Annotated in this window: 11 protein-coding genes and 1 tRNA gene; all 12 read right to left on the bottom strand. The window is 40.1% G+C overall.

What is annotated here, in order from left to right; genetic code table 11:
- Window positions 1-73: 73 nt before the first annotated feature.
- Window positions 74-1,471 carry an L-serine ammonia-lyase gene (locus O9A_RS04090; RefSeq protein WP_034459044.1) on the bottom strand — a complete coding sequence of 466 codons (1,398 nt, stop codon included), beginning with the start codon at window positions 1,469-1,471 and terminating at the stop codon, window positions 74-76.
- 354 nt (window positions 1,472-1,825) lie between these two features.
- Window positions 1,826-2,515, bottom strand: a complete 690-nt coding sequence (locus O9A_RS04085; protein WP_034459042.1) for a nitroreductase — start codon at window positions 2,513-2,515, stop codon at window positions 1,826-1,828.
- Window positions 2,516-3,703: 1,188 nt separating this feature from the next.
- The gene (rpoC, locus tag O9A_RS04080; RefSeq protein WP_034459041.1) at window positions 3,704-7,912 is read right to left on the bottom strand and encodes a DNA-directed RNA polymerase subunit beta'; all 4,209 of its coding nucleotides are present in this window, start codon (window positions 7,910-7,912) and stop codon (window positions 3,704-3,706) included.
- Between the two features lie 176 nt (window positions 7,913-8,088).
- Window positions 8,089-12,240, bottom strand: a complete 4,152-nt coding sequence (gene rpoB / locus O9A_RS04075) for a DNA-directed RNA polymerase subunit beta (RefSeq protein WP_034459039.1) — start codon at window positions 12,238-12,240, stop codon at window positions 8,089-8,091.
- A 282-nt stretch (window positions 12,241-12,522) separates the two neighbouring features.
- Entirely contained in the window at window positions 12,523-12,894 is a 372-nt protein-coding gene (rplL, locus tag O9A_RS04070) for a 50S ribosomal protein L7/L12 (protein ID WP_034459036.1), read from the bottom strand.
- Window positions 12,895-12,997: 103 nt separating this feature from the next.
- Entirely contained in the window at window positions 12,998-13,516 is a 519-nt protein-coding gene (gene rplJ, locus O9A_RS04065) for a 50S ribosomal protein L10 (RefSeq protein ID WP_034459034.1), read from the bottom strand.
- Between the two features lie 367 nt (window positions 13,517-13,883).
- On the bottom strand, window positions 13,884-14,582 hold the full coding sequence (gene rplA / locus O9A_RS04060; protein ID WP_034459033.1) for a 50S ribosomal protein L1: 699 nt from the start codon (window positions 14,580-14,582) through the stop codon (window positions 13,884-13,886).
- Window positions 14,583-14,586: 4 nt separating this feature from the next.
- Complete coding sequence (gene rplK / locus O9A_RS04055; protein ID WP_034459031.1) at window positions 14,587-15,015, bottom strand: 50S ribosomal protein L11; 429 nt, start codon at window positions 15,013-15,015, stop codon at window positions 14,587-14,589.
- 151 nt (window positions 15,016-15,166) lie between these two features.
- Window positions 15,167-15,697 (bottom strand): transcription termination/antitermination protein NusG, encoded by a 531-nt coding sequence (nusG, locus tag O9A_RS04050; RefSeq protein ID WP_034459028.1) that lies wholly within the window; start codon window positions 15,695-15,697, stop codon window positions 15,167-15,169.
- Between the two features lie 20 nt (window positions 15,698-15,717).
- Window positions 15,718-15,930 (bottom strand): preprotein translocase subunit SecE, encoded by a 213-nt coding sequence (gene secE, locus O9A_RS04045; RefSeq protein WP_034459026.1) that lies wholly within the window; start codon window positions 15,928-15,930, stop codon window positions 15,718-15,720.
- Window positions 15,931-16,136: 206 nt separating this feature from the next.
- Window positions 16,137-16,212: transfer RNA gene (locus O9A_RS04040), tRNA-Trp, on the bottom strand.
- A gap of 55 nt (window positions 16,213-16,267) precedes the next feature.
- Complete coding sequence (gene tuf, locus O9A_RS04035) at window positions 16,268-17,443, bottom strand: elongation factor Tu (RefSeq protein WP_034459023.1); 1,176 nt, start codon at window positions 17,441-17,443, stop codon at window positions 16,268-16,270.
- Between the last annotated feature and the right edge of the window lie 137 nt (window positions 17,444-17,580).

Genomic DNA, 17,580 nt, shown 5'->3' with positions numbered 1-17,580 from the left:
CTTTTTTAAACTTGTGTTCTTTATCAAACCAAAAATCGCAAAAAATTATCCGATTAAATATTGTTTTCATACTTTAACAAGATATTGCATTAACTGCGAGACCAGCTTTACTCGTTTCTTTATAGCGTTCACTCATATCATGTCCGGTCTGGCGCATTGTTTCTATACAAGCATCAAGAGAAACAAAATGCTTCCCATTACCATACAACGCAAGAGAAGAAGCTGTTACTGCCTTAACAGCTCCTATCGCATTGCGCTCAACGCAAGGAACCTGTACAAGACCTGCAACCGGATCACACGTCATTCCCAAATGATGCTCAAGTGCAATCTCTGCTGCGTTTTCAATTTGAGCTGGTGTACCACCTAACACAGCTGTCAATCCTGCAGCTGCCATTGAAGATGCCGTCCCCACTTCACCTTGGCAACCAACTTCTGCACCAGAAATCGAGGCATTATGCTTTATGACACCACCAATAGCTGCTGCTGTCAACAAAAAATTATGTATTCCTTCTCGATCCGAATCATCATTAAACTGAAGATAGTAACGCAAAACTGCAGGCACAACACCAGCTGCACCATTCGTCGGTGCCGTAACAACACGACCACCGGCGGCGTTTTCCTCATTCACTGCTATGGCATATACTGAAAGCCAATCATTTGCCAAAAATGGATAATTGCAATTTTTCTTTTGGTTTTCTAAAAGAGTTTCATATAGTTTTTTAGCACGCCTTGAAACACCCAATCCACCTGGCAATTCACCTTCTTGTGAAAGACCTCTATCAATGCATCTCATTATCGCTGAAAAAATGTTATCAAGCCCTGTATCAAGCGCAGAACGCTCCATTTTTGTCTCTTCATTTAAGCGCTTCATTTCAGCAATTGACAGCCCTGATTTTTCTGCCATTGATAACATTTTACACGCAGAATCAAAAGGATATGGTACCTTGAAGGTTGTTGATTGTGTAGTACCATTCATAAAGCTTAATTCATCCTCAGTCACCACAAAACCGCCGCCGACAGAATAATAAATCTGCCGCAAAAGAACATTCCCATCAGAATCAAGCCCTTCAAACGCAAGTCCATTAGTATGTCCAGGTAAAACTTCCTTTCGTTCAAAAATAAGATCCCTTTGGAAATCAAACCAATAAGCAGGATGGCCGTCTGGTTGCACTTTTTTTTCACGTATAACCTTTTCTAACAGCATATCCATATTATCAGGATTAACAGTTGCGGCTTCTTCTCCTAAAAGTCCTAATATAATAGCTCTATCTGTAGCATGACCAATTCCAGTAAAAGCTAGTGAACCATAAAGATAAACACGTATATGAGAAACCTCAGTATGAGATGACCTTAAAAAACTGCGTTTTACAATCTCTCGCAAAAACATATTAGCAGCAGTCATCGGCCCCATCGTATGGGAGCTGGATGGACCAATACCAATTTTAAAAAGTTCAAAAACAGATAAAAACACCAATCACCTCAAAATCAAATATAAATTTTGGGTGCACATCTTTTTATCACGTTTGTCCCATTTAAAATTAAATAGCGAGATAAGCTAAAAAAATAACAGCAATAAAAACGAATGTTGCTCGTCTTGCTACTATCCAACACTTTCTTTCTATAGCGCTTTCCATAGCCAACCTTCAAAAAACTGACAATGACCCCCGACACCCCGAACAATCATTCCCTTGATGCACCAAGCGTAGTAAAATAAGTGTTAAGATGCAATATCAAAATGAAATAAGAATGAGAATTCCCCACCAAAATATTTTTCATATGAACTTCAATGTCTTAATTTTTTTATGCTCAATTACATAAAAACATTCTATGGATATGATTCAATAAAACGTACAAAATTCTCGATTGGCTCGCGTTCAGTCTCAAAATTGTTTTCTGGTGCGTTCATATCGCGATAGCCGAGTGCCATACCACAGATAATATGCCGATCAGAAGGCACAGACAAAAGTGTACGAATTTGTTTATGATAATCAGCAAAAGCCGCTTGGGCGCACGTATCTAATCCAAATCCACGTGCTGCTAACATAATAGTCTGCATAAACATGCCTAAATCAAGCCAGCTCCCCATCTCCATGTCATGATCTATTGTGAACAAAAATCCTACAGGTGCACCAAAAAATAAAAAATTTTTTGCCTTCTGATGAAGCATTTTTTCTTGATCACCTTTTTGAATTCCAAGACTCTTATAAAGATCTAAACCAACTTTTCGACGCCTTGAAAGATAAGGTTCACGCCATTGACGTGGATAATAATGATATTCACGCTCTCCTTTTATTCCTGAAAGGACAAGTTGTGAAAGTTCTTGTCCTACTTTCTGTAATATTTTTCCCGTTAAAACAATCACTTGCCATGGTTGGAGATTTGTTCCAGATGGCGCACGTGCTGCAAGTTTTAAAATTTCTCTAATCGTTTCCTGTGTAACAGGCTGATCAGTAAAAGCCCGTATTGACTTTCGCGACAGAATAGATTGAAAAATGTCAATAGGAGAATCCGCCATTGTTTTTACTTTCTTTTTAAAAAATAAATTTGAACATTATTGTTTTCTCATTTAATATCAATGTATTGTAAAAAACTTTGCAGCTCTTTTATTCAGGCTACGCCTCCCAAATGACTGACACATTCCATATTCTGTTCATGTCTATCATTAGAGAACAATAAAGCCTCTCTCTTTTAAGAGAAAGGCAATCCTCAAAAATAAGTAAATGAAATATATTTTAAAACCAACGATCAACCCCCAATTCAGCTAAATTCTCAAAAAAGTTTCCTCGATGTGTTCTAAATCACGTAGAAGATCATCAATATCGCGATGCATCTACTGTAAATCAGCGCATTTTTATTAATCCCTGCAATTTAATTCCTTAAGTTTTTTCTCATCATTCTGTGGTTTTCTAACTATGCTTAATATATCGGATATTTCAGATAAAAAATTTAACTCTTTTAGCATGCAGTATTTGTTTTAATTTATAGCGATCTAGTTTGCATATAAAACCTTGCACCTTCACGCCGGAAGGGCACAAAAAGTCCCCCTCATTCATAATAACGTAACGTCCGAGCAGTTATTGAAAATTTTCATGTTAACTCACCAATTGAATAATATCCATACATTCTATCATTCTGTTTTCGTAAACCACACTATTCACAGAAATATATCTGTTTTTTATAAAATTTTAGTTAGCTTTTTATCCTCAGATTCCTTGTATTTTTAAATAGAGCAAAAATAAAGTTTTCCAACCACACAAACATGGTACAGTAGAAAATCAATTATTTTTCGAACTACAATAAAAATTTTTGAGTGTTCATTAATGCTTTTTCAATCTTTATAAAAGATATTCATAAAAAAAATCTAAAACTATTCAAAACCAACATTCACCTTGTTTTAAAACAATCTATCCTTAACACATAGCAGCTAATTATATTAGCCCATGCATTTTTTAACTTTAGAATCTATTGAAAGAAAACTTTCTAGCATATTGCTATAAATGAGGAGCTTTATAGAAAAGATTCCTCTCCTCATAAGAAAATGCTATAAGTATAATAAGCTTCAAGAATGCTTGAAACAACTATCATTTTATCGTTTTTACAATCGCTTTTGTCAGGAAAAACACTATTTTTGCATTTTAAGATCTAAAAAAACGCTTAAATAGAGATTTAAGCGTTTTTTTATCACTGCTGGTACATATTCAAATTACTCAGCAGTTGCGCTTGTTGTCATATTTGTTAACATAGCCTTAGCTACTTCGTTATTACTAGACTTGCGCTGTTCATCAACGATCAAATCATCACGAACTGCAGCAATACGACGGATTTGAGCAATTGTACCCCCTGTACCCGCAGGAATAAGACGACCGACAATAACATTCTCCTTAAGACCTTGTAAAGTATCAATCTTTCCAGAAACTGCTGCCTCCGTAAGCACTCGAGTTGTTTCCTGAAATGATGCTGCTGAAATAAAGGAGGGCGTTTGAAGAGATGCTTTTGTAATCCCAAGCAGTATAGGATTACCAGATGCAGGCCTTTTTCCTTCTGCAAGCAAATTATCATTGATTTCATCTAACTCAATACGATCAACGTGATCACCCGGAATATAACCAGAATCTCCCGATTCAGTAATTTCAACTTTCTGCAACATCTGACGAACAATCACTTCAATGTGCTTATCATTAATTAAAACGCCTTGCAAACGATAAACTTCTTGAATTTCATTAACAAGATAAGATGCCAAAGCTTCAACACCTTTAATTGCCAAGATATCATGAGGGGCTGGATTACCATCAAGGATATAATCTCCTTTTTCAATTTGGTCACCTTCTTGGAAATGAAACAATTTACCTTTTGGAATCAAATATTCTACTGGCTCAAGAGTTTCATCGTCTGGTTCAATAATAATACGACGCTTATTCTTATAACCACGACCAAATCGGATTGTACCACTGATTTCAGCAATGATAGCATGATCTTTTGGACGCCGCGCTTCAAAAAGCTCAGCCACACGTGGAAGACCACCTGTAATATCTTTTGTCTTGGCACTTTCCATTGGCAAGCGCGCAATAACATCACCCGCCTTAACATGAGAACCAGGCTCAACAGAAAGAATAGTCTCCACTGACATCATGTAACGGGCTTCAGCTCCCTTATATTTGGCAATAGCTTCGCCTTTTTTATCTGCATGGATGATAATGGCTGGTTTTAGATCAGTTCCCCTTGGATTAGCACGCCAATCAATCACCAAGCGCTTCGTAATCCCCGTAGATTCATCAGCCGTTTCAGTGACTGATAAACCATCAATCATATCTTCAAAACCTACATACCCCTCAACTTCAGTGAGAATTGGACGCGTATAGGGATCCCATTCTGCAATACGCTGGCCACATTTAACAACATCACCATCATCAACAAAAATATGCGCACCATAGCTAACACGATGTACAACACGCTCTTTTCCAGATCCATCCTTGATAAGGATGGCCATATTACGTCCCATAACCATCAAATGGCCTTCAGAATTGCGAACCACATTGCGATTACGAATCTCTACCGTACCTTCATAAGATGCTTCTAAATGAGATGAATCAACAACTTGCGCTGTTCCTCCTAAGTGAAAAGTACGCATAGTAAGCTGAGTTCCAGGTTCTCCAATCGACTGAGCGGCAATAACACCAACTGCCTCACCCTGATTAACCGGTGTCCCGCGCGCCAAATCACGACCATAGCATTTAGCACAAACACCGAGGCGTGTTTCACATGTCAAAGCAGAGCGGATTTGAACAGACTGAATTCCAGCTTCTTCAATTTTAGCAACATCAGCCTCTTCAATCATCGCACCACCTTCAAGAATAACCTCCCCAGAAACTGGATGCAGAATATCAACAAGCGCTGTACGACCAAGAATTCTTTGCCCAAGAGACGCAACGATTTGTCCAGCATCAACAATTGGCTGCATAGTCAGCCCCTTTGCAGTACCACAATCAACCGCTGAAATAATAGCATCTTGTGCAACATCAACAAGACGCCGTGTAAGATAACCAGAGTTAGCGGTTTTTAATGCAGTATCAGCAAGCCCTTTACGTGCACCATGAGTTGAGTTAAAGTACTCATTAACAGTAAGACCTTCCTTAAAGTTTGAAATGATCGGTGTTTCAATAATTTCACCTGATGGTTTTGCCATTAACCCACGCATACCAGCCAATTGTTTCATTTGGTTAGCAGAACCACGCGCACCAGAATGTGACATCATATAGATCGAATTCATTGGCCGCTGACGACCTGTTTTAGGATCAAATTCGACAGCTTGAATACGTTTCATCATTTCATCGGCAACACGATCCGTGCATTTACCCCAAGCATCTACAACTTTGTTATATTTTTCACCTTGTGTAATCAGACCATCATTATATTGTTGTTCATACTCTTTAGCCAAAGCTTCTGTTTCCGCAACCAAACGCAACTTGCTATCAGGAATAACCATATCGTCCTTACCAAATGATATTCCCGCACGACAAGCATGAGAAAAGCCAAGCTGCATAATACGGTCACAAAAAATAACCGTCTCTTTTTGCCCACAGTGTCGATAAACCTGATCAATCATTTTAGAAATGTTCTTTTTAGTCATTTCTTGATTAACAATATCAAAGGAGATATTCGAATTTTTCGGTAAAAGTTCTCCAATAATCAAACGACCAGGTGTTGTATCATAAAGTTTAGCAACTTCTTTTCCATCCTTACCGATATTTTTAACACGGCCTTTGATCTTCGTGTGAAGAGTTACAACCTTATTTTCCAAGGCGTGATGAAGTTCGCCTATATCGGAAAAAGCCATTCCCTCACCCGGTTCTTTTTCAGAAACAATCGAAAGATAATAAAGACCAAGAACCATATCCTGTGATGGAACAATAATTGGGGCACCATTGGCTGGATGAAGAATATTATTGGTCGACATCATCAAAACACGAGCTTCAAGCTGTGCTTCAAGAGAAAGCGGAACGTGGACCGCCATCTGATCTCCATCAAAATCAGCATTAAAAGCAGTACACACTAATGGATGAAGCTGTATAGCTTTCCCCTCAATCAAAACAGGTTCAAAAGCTTGAATCCCCAGACGGTGCAATGTTGGTGCACGATTAAGTAAAACAGGATGTTCACGAATAACCTCATCTAAAATATCCCAAACTTCTGGATGCTCTTTTTCAACAAGTTTCTTTGCCTGTTTTACAGTTGATGAATACCCCTTTGCATCAAGTCGTGCATAAATAAATGGCTTAAACAATTCGAGAGCCATTTTCTTTGGAAGACCACATTGATGCAATTTTAATTCAGGACCTGTGACAATAACAGAACGCCCAGAGTAATCAACACGCTTTCCAAGTAAATTTTGACGAAAACGCCCTTGCTTACCCTTTAGCATATCTGAAAGAGATTTTAGCGGACGCTTATTGGCTCCAGTAATTACACGCCCACGCCGACCATTATCAAACAATGCATCAACAGCCTCCTGCACCATACGCTTTTCATTGCGTACAATAATCCCAGGAGCCCGCAATTCAATCAATCGTTTCAATCGATTATTACGATTTATAACTCGCCGATAAAGATCATTCAAATCAGACGTAGCAAAACGACCACCGTCAAGTGGAACCAATGGACGTAAATCCGGTGGAATAACCGGTATCGTTTTCATAATCATCCATTCTGGTCTATTGCCAGACTCAAGGAAATTCTCAACAATCTTAAGCCGTTTAATAAGCTTTTTCTGTTTTAACTCTGAAGTTGTTTCGGACAATTCGGCACGCAAATCATTGGCAATTTTCTCTAACTCCATACTGGCTAGAAGTTCATAAATAGCCTCTGCACCAATCATGGCTGTAAACTGATCTTCCCCGAACTCATCAATAGCCAGCATATATTCTTCTTCAGAAAGAAGCTGATGGAGCTTAAGGGATGTCAGTCCTGGCTCTGTTACAATATAATTCTCAAAATAGAGAACCCGCTCAATATCTTTTAAAGTCAAATCTAAAAGTGTAGAAATGCGACCTGGTAAGGATTTAAGGAACCAGATATGAGCAACAGGTGCTGCAAGCTCAATATGGCCCATACGCTCACGACGCACACGCGAAAGAGTAACCTCTACACCACATTTCTCACAGATAATGCCCTTATATTTCATGCGTTTATATTTACCGCATAGACATTCGTAGTCTTTAATTGGACCAAATATACGTGCACAGAAAAGACCATCACGCTCTGGCTTAAAAGTCCTATAATTAATAGTCTCAGGCTTCTTAATCTCACCATACGACCAAGACAAAATCTTCTCAGGACTCGCAATTGAAATACGAATAGAGTCAAATGTCTGCGCTGGGGACTGAGGATTGAAAAGATTCATGACCTCGTGGTTCATGCCGTTCTCCTTCAAAGATTCTTAGAACCTGTTGTAATATCTCATTAATTTTAATTACAGACCTTATTTAAAACCTGTTTTTACTTTTTAAACTGCCTGTACTAACTTAATAAAAATTCCTTTATTTAGCCTTTTCAAGATAACTAGAGTGCACTCTTTCCAGTGTGCTCATTGAATTATCGTTCCGTTGTATCAGATAACGCGCGTTGCGTAATAAGCTCACGCGCATCATCGAGTTCTACATTGAGAGCGAGTGAACGCATTTCTTTCACCAACACATTAAAGCTTTCAGGTATACCTGCTTCGAATGTATCGTCACCGCGCACAATCGCCTCATAAACTTTTGTTCTCCCAGCCACATCATCCGATTTCACTGTCAGCATCTCCTGTAAAGTATATGCTGCACCGTAAGCTTCAAGTGCCCAAACCTCCATTTCACCAAAACGCTGACCACCAAATTGTGCCTTACCACCTAATGGTTGCTGCGTAACAAGCGAATATGGCCCAATCGAACGAGCATGAATCTTATCATCAACAAGGTGATGCAACTTTAACATGTAAATATATCCCACCGTCACAGGACGATCAAAAGGCTCTCCAGTACGACCATCATAAAGCGTAACCTGCCCTGAACTATCCAAACCGGCATCTTCCAGCATCATATTGATATCAGCTTCATGCGCTCCATCAAAAACAGGAGTTGCAATTGAAACACCTTTCCTCATCTGCAGTGCCAATTTGTAAAGGCTCTCATTATCATACTGACGTACTGGTTCATTATGATCATTATCAGGCATAAGATTCTCAATACGTTGACGCAAAGGAAGTATATCACCAGTCTCTTGATACAAATCTACCAAATCGCCAATCTTCTTGCCCATACCTGCACATGCCCAACCAAGATGCGTCTCAAGAATTTGACCAACATTCATACGACTAGGCACACCGAGCGGATTCAAGACAATATCAGCATGGGTTCCATCTTCAAGAAATGGCATATCTTCTATTGGAAGAATACGTGAGACAACACCCTTATTCCCATGACGTCCCGCCATCTTATCGCCTGGTTGGATTTTACGCTTCACAGCCACAAAAACCTTTACCATCTTCATTACACCAGGGGGCATTTCATCGCCTCTTTGAACCTTTTCAACTTTATCCATAAAGCGCCGTTGTAAGGCTTCTTTCGATTCATCATACTGGTTGCGCAAAGCCTCAATTTCATTCTGAAGCTTTTCATCCTCAACCGCAAATTGCCACCACTGAGACCTTGGATAATGCCCCATTATTGTAGCGTCGAGCTTCTTATTTTTTGAAAAGCCTTTTGGACCCTCCACAGCAACTTTATCCACCAACATATCGGCAAGACGTGCATAAACATTGCGATCAAGAATTGATTGTTCATCATCGCGATCTTTAGCTAAACGTTCAATTTCTTCGCGTTCAATCGCCATCGCACGTTCATCTTTTTCTACACCATGGCGGTTAAAAACACGAACTTCAACAACAGTCCCAAAAGCCCCAGGAGGCATTCTCATAGAAGTATCACGAACATCTGAAGCCTTTTCCCCAAAAATTGCACGCAGAAGCTTCTCTTCCGGTGTCATAGGACTTTCACCCTTTGGGGTAATCTTACCAACCAAAATATCGCCAGGCTGAACTTCAGCACCAATATAGATAATTCCAGCTTCGTCAAGATTCCTTAATGCTTCTTCTGCAACGTTAGGAATATCGCGCGTAATTTCTTCAGGACCAAGCTTTGTATCACGTGCTGCAACCTCAAATTCCTCAATATGAATCGAGGTAAAAACATCATCAGCGACGATACGTTCAGAAAGCAAAATGGAATCTTCATAATTATACCCATTCCAAGGCATAAATGCCACAAGGACATTCCGACCAAGAGCGAGATCTCCAAGATCTGTAGATGGACCATCCGCAATGATATTGCCCTTTTCTACCCGATCACCAACATGCACAAGAGGACGTTGATTAATACAAGTAGACTGATTGGAACGCTGAAATTTCTGCAAACGATAAATATCAACACCAGATTTTGAAGGATCTAAATCTTCTGTCGCACGAATAACAATACGCGTTGCATCAACTTGATCAACAATACCACTACGTTTTGCAGCAACAGCAGCTCCTGAATCGCGTGCAACTATTGATTCCATTCCCGTACCAACAAATGGTGCCTCAGCGCGTACAAGTGGTACTGCCTGACGCTGCATATTCGATCCCATTAACGCACGATTCGCATCGTCATTTTCCAGAAACGGAATAAGAGCAGCAGCTACTGAAACCAACTGTTTTGGTGAAACATCCATCAAATCGACATGATCGCGTGGTGCCATCAAAACTTCACCTGCATGACGGCAAACAACAAACTCTTCTGAAAAACGTCCTTCAACATCTAAGGAAGAATTAGCTTGAGCCACATAATGTTTTGACTCTTCCATAGCAGAAAGATAAATAACTTCTGTTGTCACTTTTCCATCAATAATTTTGCGGTATGGACTTTCAATAAAACCATATTTATTAACACGCGCAAAGGTTGCTAAGGAATTAATCAGACCAATATTAGGACCCTCCGGAGTTTCAATTGGGCAAATACGACCATAATGCGTAGGATGTACATCACGAACTTCAAAACCTGCTCGTTCGCGGGTTAAACCACCTGGACCAAGAGCAGAAAGACGGCGCTTATGGGTAATTTCTGACAAGGGGTTGGTTTGGTCCATAAACTGCGATAATTGCGAAGATCCAAAAAATTCGCGAACAGCTGCAGCGGCTGGCTTTGCGTTAATCAAATCCTGTGGCATGACGGTATCAATTTCAACCGAGGACATACGTTCTTTTATCGCACGCTCCATACGAAGTAAGCCAATGCGGTACTGATTCTCCATCAATTCCCCGACAGAACGAACGCGACGATTGCCAAGATTATCAATATCATCAATTTCACCACGACCATCGCGCAATTCAACTAACATTTTAACCACAGCAAGAACATCTTCTTGACGCAAAACTCGGATTGTGTCTGGACAATCAAGATCCATACGCAAATTCATCTTAACACGCCCCACAGCGGAAAGATCATAACGCTCCGGATCAAAAAATAACGAATGGAACATAGCTTCTGCTGTATCCATTGTTGGCGGCTCACCTGGACGCATTACCCGATAGATATCAAACAATGCATCTTGCCGACTTTCATTTTTATCCACTTTTAAAGTATTGCGGATATATGCCCCAATATTCATGTGATCAATATCAAGAATATCGATTTTATCTACATTAACATCAAACAAAATCCTTAATGTTTTTTCGTCAATTTCATCACCAGCTTCAAGATAAATTTCACCTGTCTGGTAATTAACTATATCTTCCGCGAGATAAGATCCTAATAAATCGTCTTCACTGACTTTAACTGCCTTGAGACCTTTTTCTGCCAAAGCCTTCGCTGCACGAACCGTCAGTTTTTTACCAGCTTCTGCAACAACTTCACCACTGTCTGCATCTATAAGATCAGAAACAAGCTTCATGCCTTTAAAGCGCTCAACAGAATAAGGAATACGCCATCCATCTCCATCTCGCTCATAGGTAACTTTATTATAAAAAGTCGATAAAATATCTGATGCATCCATCCCTAATGCCATCAAAAGACTTGTAACAGGAATTTTGCGTCGTCGATCAATACGAGCATAAATGATGTCTTTAGCATCAAACTCAATATCAAGCCAAGAACCACGATAAGGAATAACACGAGCAGCAAAAAGAAACTTTCCTGATGAATGCGATTTTCCTTTATCATGATCAAAAAAGACACCGGGAGAACGATGCATTTGTGAAACGATAACACGCTCCGTTCCATTAACAATAAAGGTACCATTCATCGTCATTAAAGGCATATCGCCCATATAAACGCCTTGCTCTTTAATATCTTTGATATCTTTTGAACCTGTATCTTCATCAACATCAAAAACGATTAAACGCAATATCACCTTTAATGGTGCAGCATAAGTCAAATCACGCTGACGACATTCTTCAACATCAAATTTTGGTGAATCAAATTCATAACTAACAAACTCGAGCATAGCTGTACCGGAAAAATCCGAAATAGGAAATACCGATTTAAAAACAGCCTGCAAGCCTTCATCTGGACGCCCGCCTTTCGGTTCCTCAATCATGAGAAACTGATCATATGATGCTTTTTGAACCTCAATAAGATTTGGCATTTCTGCCACTTCAGGAATCTTACCAAAAAACTTGCGTACGCGCTTACGACCATTGAATTGAGACGTCATTGCTAGGGTCTGAGCCATCGTCGCTCCTCGATTTTTACTCTTCAAGGTAGACTAAACCTTGAAAGCTTTACATCATTAACCTGCACATGCAGACCAGTTCATTTGATACCCGATAGTGAGTATCACCAATTTGCCCCATTAATAACAGAAATCCATTTACTTGGATCTACGAAGGGCAGTAAGAGCAACCCCATACCCGACAGCTATTGAACTGTTAGGAAAAAGGGCTGTATTAATCACCTTTCCTCTTTCAGGAGAAAGAAAATCGGCGAACATAAAGGCCCGCCGATAAAATCAAATTTATTTAAGTTCAACTTTAGCACCAGCAGCTTCAAGCTGAGATTTAATTTTTTCTGCCTCATCCTTAGAAGCACCCTCTTTAATAGGTTTGGGCGCCCCCTCCACCAGATCTTTAGCTTCTTTAAGACCAAGCCCTGTAAGAGCACGAACTTCCTTAATGACATTAATTTTCTGCGCACCACCTTCAACAAGAATAACATCAAATTCTGTTTTTTCTTCAGCAACAGGAGCAGCAGTACCAGCAACAGCAGCAATAGCCACAGGAGCGGCAGCCGAAACTCCCCATTTTTCTTCAAGTAACTTAGAAAGTTCAGCAGCCTCCAAAACGGTTAGGTTAGAAAGGTCTTCTACGATCTTCGCTAGATCAGCCATTTTAAAATTCCTTTAAATTAAAAGATTTAAACCATTGTTTAGAACTTATTTAAAAAACAGAAAAGCATCATAACTCTTCTATCACCATGAGCACAAAACAGCTCTAAGCTGCCTTACCCTCCTGAGCATATGCGCCAATAACACGTACAATCTTACCAGCAGGAGCATTAACAACCTGTGCGATACGAGTTGCAGGGGTAGAAATCATACCAACGAGTTTAGACCGTAACTCATTTAATGAAGGCAATGAAGCTAAAGACCTCACAGCATCTACACTCAAACTTGTTGCACCCATTGAACCACCAAGGATGATAAATTTGTCATTGGCTTTCGCAAAATCAACAGCAATTTTCGGTGCCGTAATTGGATCTTCTGAATAAGCGATAAGTGTCTGCCCACTAAACAAATCTACTATCGATTCAGATTCCGTGCCCTGAAGAGCAATTTTAGCAAGACGATTTTTGGCGACTTTAATGGCACCGCCAGCTTCACCCATTTTCGAACGAAGGTCGTTCATCTGTGAAACCGTCAGACCGGAATAATGTGCAACGATAACAGAACCAGACTTTTGAAAAGCCTCATTAAGCCATGTAACAAATTCGCGTTTTTCCGCTCTATTCACTGTCTCTCTCCATTTAACAGATTTGCTTAAAAAATCTGTTGGTTACCTTATGATAACATAAAATACTTTATGTTATCGATGAGGATCCTGTCCCCTTTTTCACGCACAACGATCAAAGGTAACCCTGGCTCAAACCCTTTAAGTCTTTAAACTCTACAGTTCTTACCCCAGTCTCATGAAGGCTTTTTATTGATTAAGATACTTAAACAGTATCACCCACAATCTCGGACAGGATATTGCGGAATTTCTTCCGTTATAACCCAAGCTCAATAAAGCTTAGATAGCAAAATGTCGACAAAAACCGACACTTTAAATGTATTTTTGATTATTCACATACCCCAAAATAAAATGATAAATCTGCTCATACCTACTCTGAACGAACAGTCGTAGGATCAACTTTAATTCCAACCCCCATAGTAGAAGAAACCGCAACACGCTTAATATATTCACCTTTTGCACCTTGCGGCTTAGCTTTAATAACCGCACTAGCAAAAGCTTTAATATTCTCTACTATCTTCTCAACTCCAAAAGAAGCCTTACCAATACCAGCATGCACAATACCAGCTTTTTCAACACGAAACTCAACAACACCACCTTTAGAATCTTTAACAGCACCAGAAACATCAAGTGTTACAGTACCAACTTTTGGATTTGGCATCAAATTCCGTGGCCCCAGAATCTTACCAAGACGCCCGACAAGAGGCATCATATCCGGCGTTGCAATACAACGATCAAAATCAATAGCTCCACCATTAATGCTTTCAAACAAATCTTCAGCACCCACAATATCTGCACCAGCGGCCTTAGCTTCTTCGGCCTTATCCCCACGGGCAAAAACAGCAACTCGAACATTGCGTCCAGTTCCATTAGGTAAATGAGCAACACCTCGCACCATTTGATCTGCATGGCGAGGATCAACCCCTAAGTTCATTGAAATTTCTATTGTTTCATCAAACTTAGCAACTGCGCGCTCTTTAACCATCGAAACAGCATCTTTTAAAGTGTAAAGCTTATTGAAATTAATATCTTTACGGATATTTTTTATTCTTTTTGCTATTTTTCCCATAACATTAGCCCACCACTTCCAAGCCCATAGAGCGAGCAGAACCTTCTACCATGCGCATCGCTGCTTCAATGTTATTTGCGTTAAGATCCTTCATCTTTGCTTGTGCAATTGAACGAATTTTATCGCGAGAAATACTCCCTATAGAGACTTTACCAGGCTCTTTTGAACCAGATTTCAAATTTGCTTCCTTCTTCAAGAAAAACGATACAGGAGGCGTCTTTAGAGAAAATGTGAAAGACTTATCTTGGTAATAAGTAATAATTACGGGAATTGGTGCCCCCTTTTCCATTTCCTGTGTAGCCGCATTAAACGCCTTACAGAATTCCATAATATTAATACCACGCTGACCAAGGGCAGGACCAATTGGTGGAGACGGAGTAGCCGCCCCCGCAGGAACCTGCAACTTCAGCTGGCCTATACTTTTTTTTGCCATAACAATCTGCCTTCAATCTCAATCGGTAAGCCGACAAATCATCTCGCCGGCTACCCTCTGCAGTTTAAGTGGTTCGGATTGTTAAGCCGACAAAAGCCATAACTCACCTCCCACCAGTTACCTAAGGTGATTAAAACCACCCCACGTTTAATCAGAGCTTTTCAACCTGATTAAACTCCAAATCAACAGGCGTAGGACGCCCAAAAATCAACACCTCTACCTTAAGACGAGAGCGCTCTTCCTCAACCTCTTGAACAACTCCATTAAACGAAACAAAAGGGCCATCAGCAACACGAACCTGTTCTCCAACTTCAAACAATACGGAGGACTTCGGAGACTCAACCCCTTCCTGAACTTGTCTAAGAATTTGCTCAGCTTCTCGATCAGAAATCGGAACAGGACGCGAATCCGAACCCAAAAAACCTGTCACTTTAGGCGTATTCTTAATGAGATGATAAACCTCATCCGTCAACTCAGCGCAAACAAGAACATAACCAGGAAAAAACTTTCGCTCAGCATCAACCTTACGACCACGACGAACTTCAATAACACGCTCCGTCGGAACAAAGATCTTCTCAAATAAATGATCAAGTCCTTTTTGCTTCGCCTCCTTATCAATAGCTTCCGCTACTTTCTTTTCAAAATTCGAATACGCTTGAACAATATACCAACGAGCAGCCACAGTCACACTTCCTTGCACTATCAACTAAAAAGGTATTTCAGAAGATCAATAACATGCCAAACACTAAAATGCATAACCTGATCCACAATAAAAAAGAAAGCTGAAGCTAATGACGTCACCAATAACACCATGAAAACAGAGATCACTGTTTCACGACGGGTTGGCCATTTCACCTTAACTGTTTCTGCATAAACTTGCTTTAAAAAGGTAACGGGATTGGTTTTAGATGGCATCAGTCACACTATACTCTTTCTAACCTTATTGTGATTTATACAACAAAATAAAAACGATAAAAATGCAAAAGGCTAATCTTTAACCTTATACAGTTTTCTCATTCTCTACTCAATACCGATTCACGTACAAAAAAACAAGCCCCACACAAAAATAAAGAAAAAAAGGCTAAAATCTACCCCCTCAACAATTAAAAACCTAACTGTCCTGGCAGGGGCAGCAGGGCTTGAACCCGCGACCTGCGGTTTTGGAGACCGCCGCTCTACCAACTGAGCTATACCCCTAACTCTCAAAATTAAAATATCTTTAATACACCTTCAATAATGTAACAACCATTATTTACTCAATGATCTTAGAAACGATACCTGCACCAACAGTACGACCCCCTTCACGAATAGCAAAACGAAGTTTTTCTTCCATGGCAATCGGAACAATCAGAGAGACATCCATAGCAACATTATCACCAGGCATAACCATTTCTGTACCCTCCGGAAGCGTAACAATCCCCGTCACATCTGTGGTACGGAAGTAAAACTGAGGGCGATAATTCGTGAAAAATGGAGTATGACGACCACCTTCATCTTTCGTCAAAATGTAAGCCTCCGCTTTAAACCTTGTATGAGGTGTAACCGAAGCAGGCTTCGCCAAAACTTGTCCACGCTCAATCCCTTCACGATCAATACCACGAAGTAGCGCTCCAATATTATCACCCGCTTGCCCCTGATCCAAAAGCTTGCGGAACATTTCAACCCCTGTAACTGTCGTCTTAGAAGTTGGACGAATGCCGATAATCTCAACTTCTTCACCAACTTTAATGATACCGCGCTCAACACGACCCGTCACAACAGTCCCACGACCCGAAATCGAAAAAACATCTTCAATTGGCATCAAAAATGGTTGATCAACAGGACGCTCAGGCGTCGGTATGTAATTATCAACTTCACTCATCAAAAGACGAACCGCATCTTCACCAATGCTTTTATCTTTATCTTCAAGTGCTGCCAAAGCAGAACCTTTAACGATCGGAATATCGTCTCCTGGAAAATCATATTTTGATAATAGCTCCCGAATTTCAAGTTCAACAAGCTCCAAAAGCTCATCATCATCAACCTGATCAACCTTATTGAGAAAAACAACAATCGCTGGAACACCAACCTGACGCGCAAGAAGAATATGCTCACGTGTCTGAGGCATAGGACCATCAGCAGCAGAAACAACCAAAATCGCACCATCCATTTGCGCTGCGCCTGTGATCATGTTCTTCACATAATCCGCATGACCTGGACAATCAACATGTGCATAATGCCGCTTCTCTGTTTCATATTCAACATGCGCTGTAGAAATAGTAATTCCACGCGCACGCTCCTCAGGTGCCGCATCAATTTGGTCATAAGCTTTAAATTCACCAAAATATTTCGTAATCGCTGCTGTCAATGAGGTCTTTCCATGGTCAACGTGACCAATCGTACCAATATTAACATGCGGTTTTGTGCGTTCAAATTTGCTCTTTGCCATTGCTGTTAATCTCTTGTTTTCTTAGCACCTAGAAACAGATCTGCAGAACTAAATTAAACCAGATTGATAGATCAATCCGGCCATCACAACTCTTAGACGGAAGACCCCACCCAATTTACGATGGAAACACTCTCCCA

Origin of the sequence: Bartonella koehlerae C-29 (assembly GCF_000706625.1) — a bacterium.
Lineage (GTDB): Bacteria > Pseudomonadota > Alphaproteobacteria > Rhizobiales > Rhizobiaceae > Bartonella > Bartonella koehlerae.
This window is presented reverse-complemented; position numbering and strand designations above follow the sequence as displayed.

Coding starts and splice junctions, on each gene's coding strand:
- tuf (WP_034459023.1), bottom strand. CDS start 17,443: ATGGCAAAGAGCAAATTTGAACGCACAAAACCGCATGTTAATATTGGT.
- O9A_RS04085 (WP_034459042.1), bottom strand. CDS start 2,515: ATGGCGGATTCTCCTATTGACATTTTTCAATCTATTCTGTCGCGAAAG.
- rpoC (WP_034459041.1), bottom strand. CDS start 7,912: ATGAACCACGAGGTCATGAATCTTTTCAATCCTCAGTCCCCAGCGCAG.
- rplK (WP_034459031.1), bottom strand. CDS start 15,015: ATGGCAAAAAAAAGTATAGGCCAGCTGAAGTTGCAGGTTCCTGCGGGG.
- rplA (WP_034459033.1), bottom strand. CDS start 14,582: ATGGGAAAAATAGCAAAAAGAATAAAAAATATCCGTAAAGATATTAAT.
- secE (WP_034459026.1), bottom strand. CDS start 15,930: ATGCCATCTAAAACCAATCCCGTTACCTTTTTAAAGCAAGTTTATGCA.
- rplL (WP_034459036.1), bottom strand. CDS start 12,894: ATGGCTGATCTAGCGAAGATCGTAGAAGACCTTTCTAACCTAACCGTT.
- rpoB (WP_034459039.1), bottom strand. CDS start 12,240: ATGGCTCAGACCCTAGCAATGACGTCTCAATTCAATGGTCGTAAGCGC.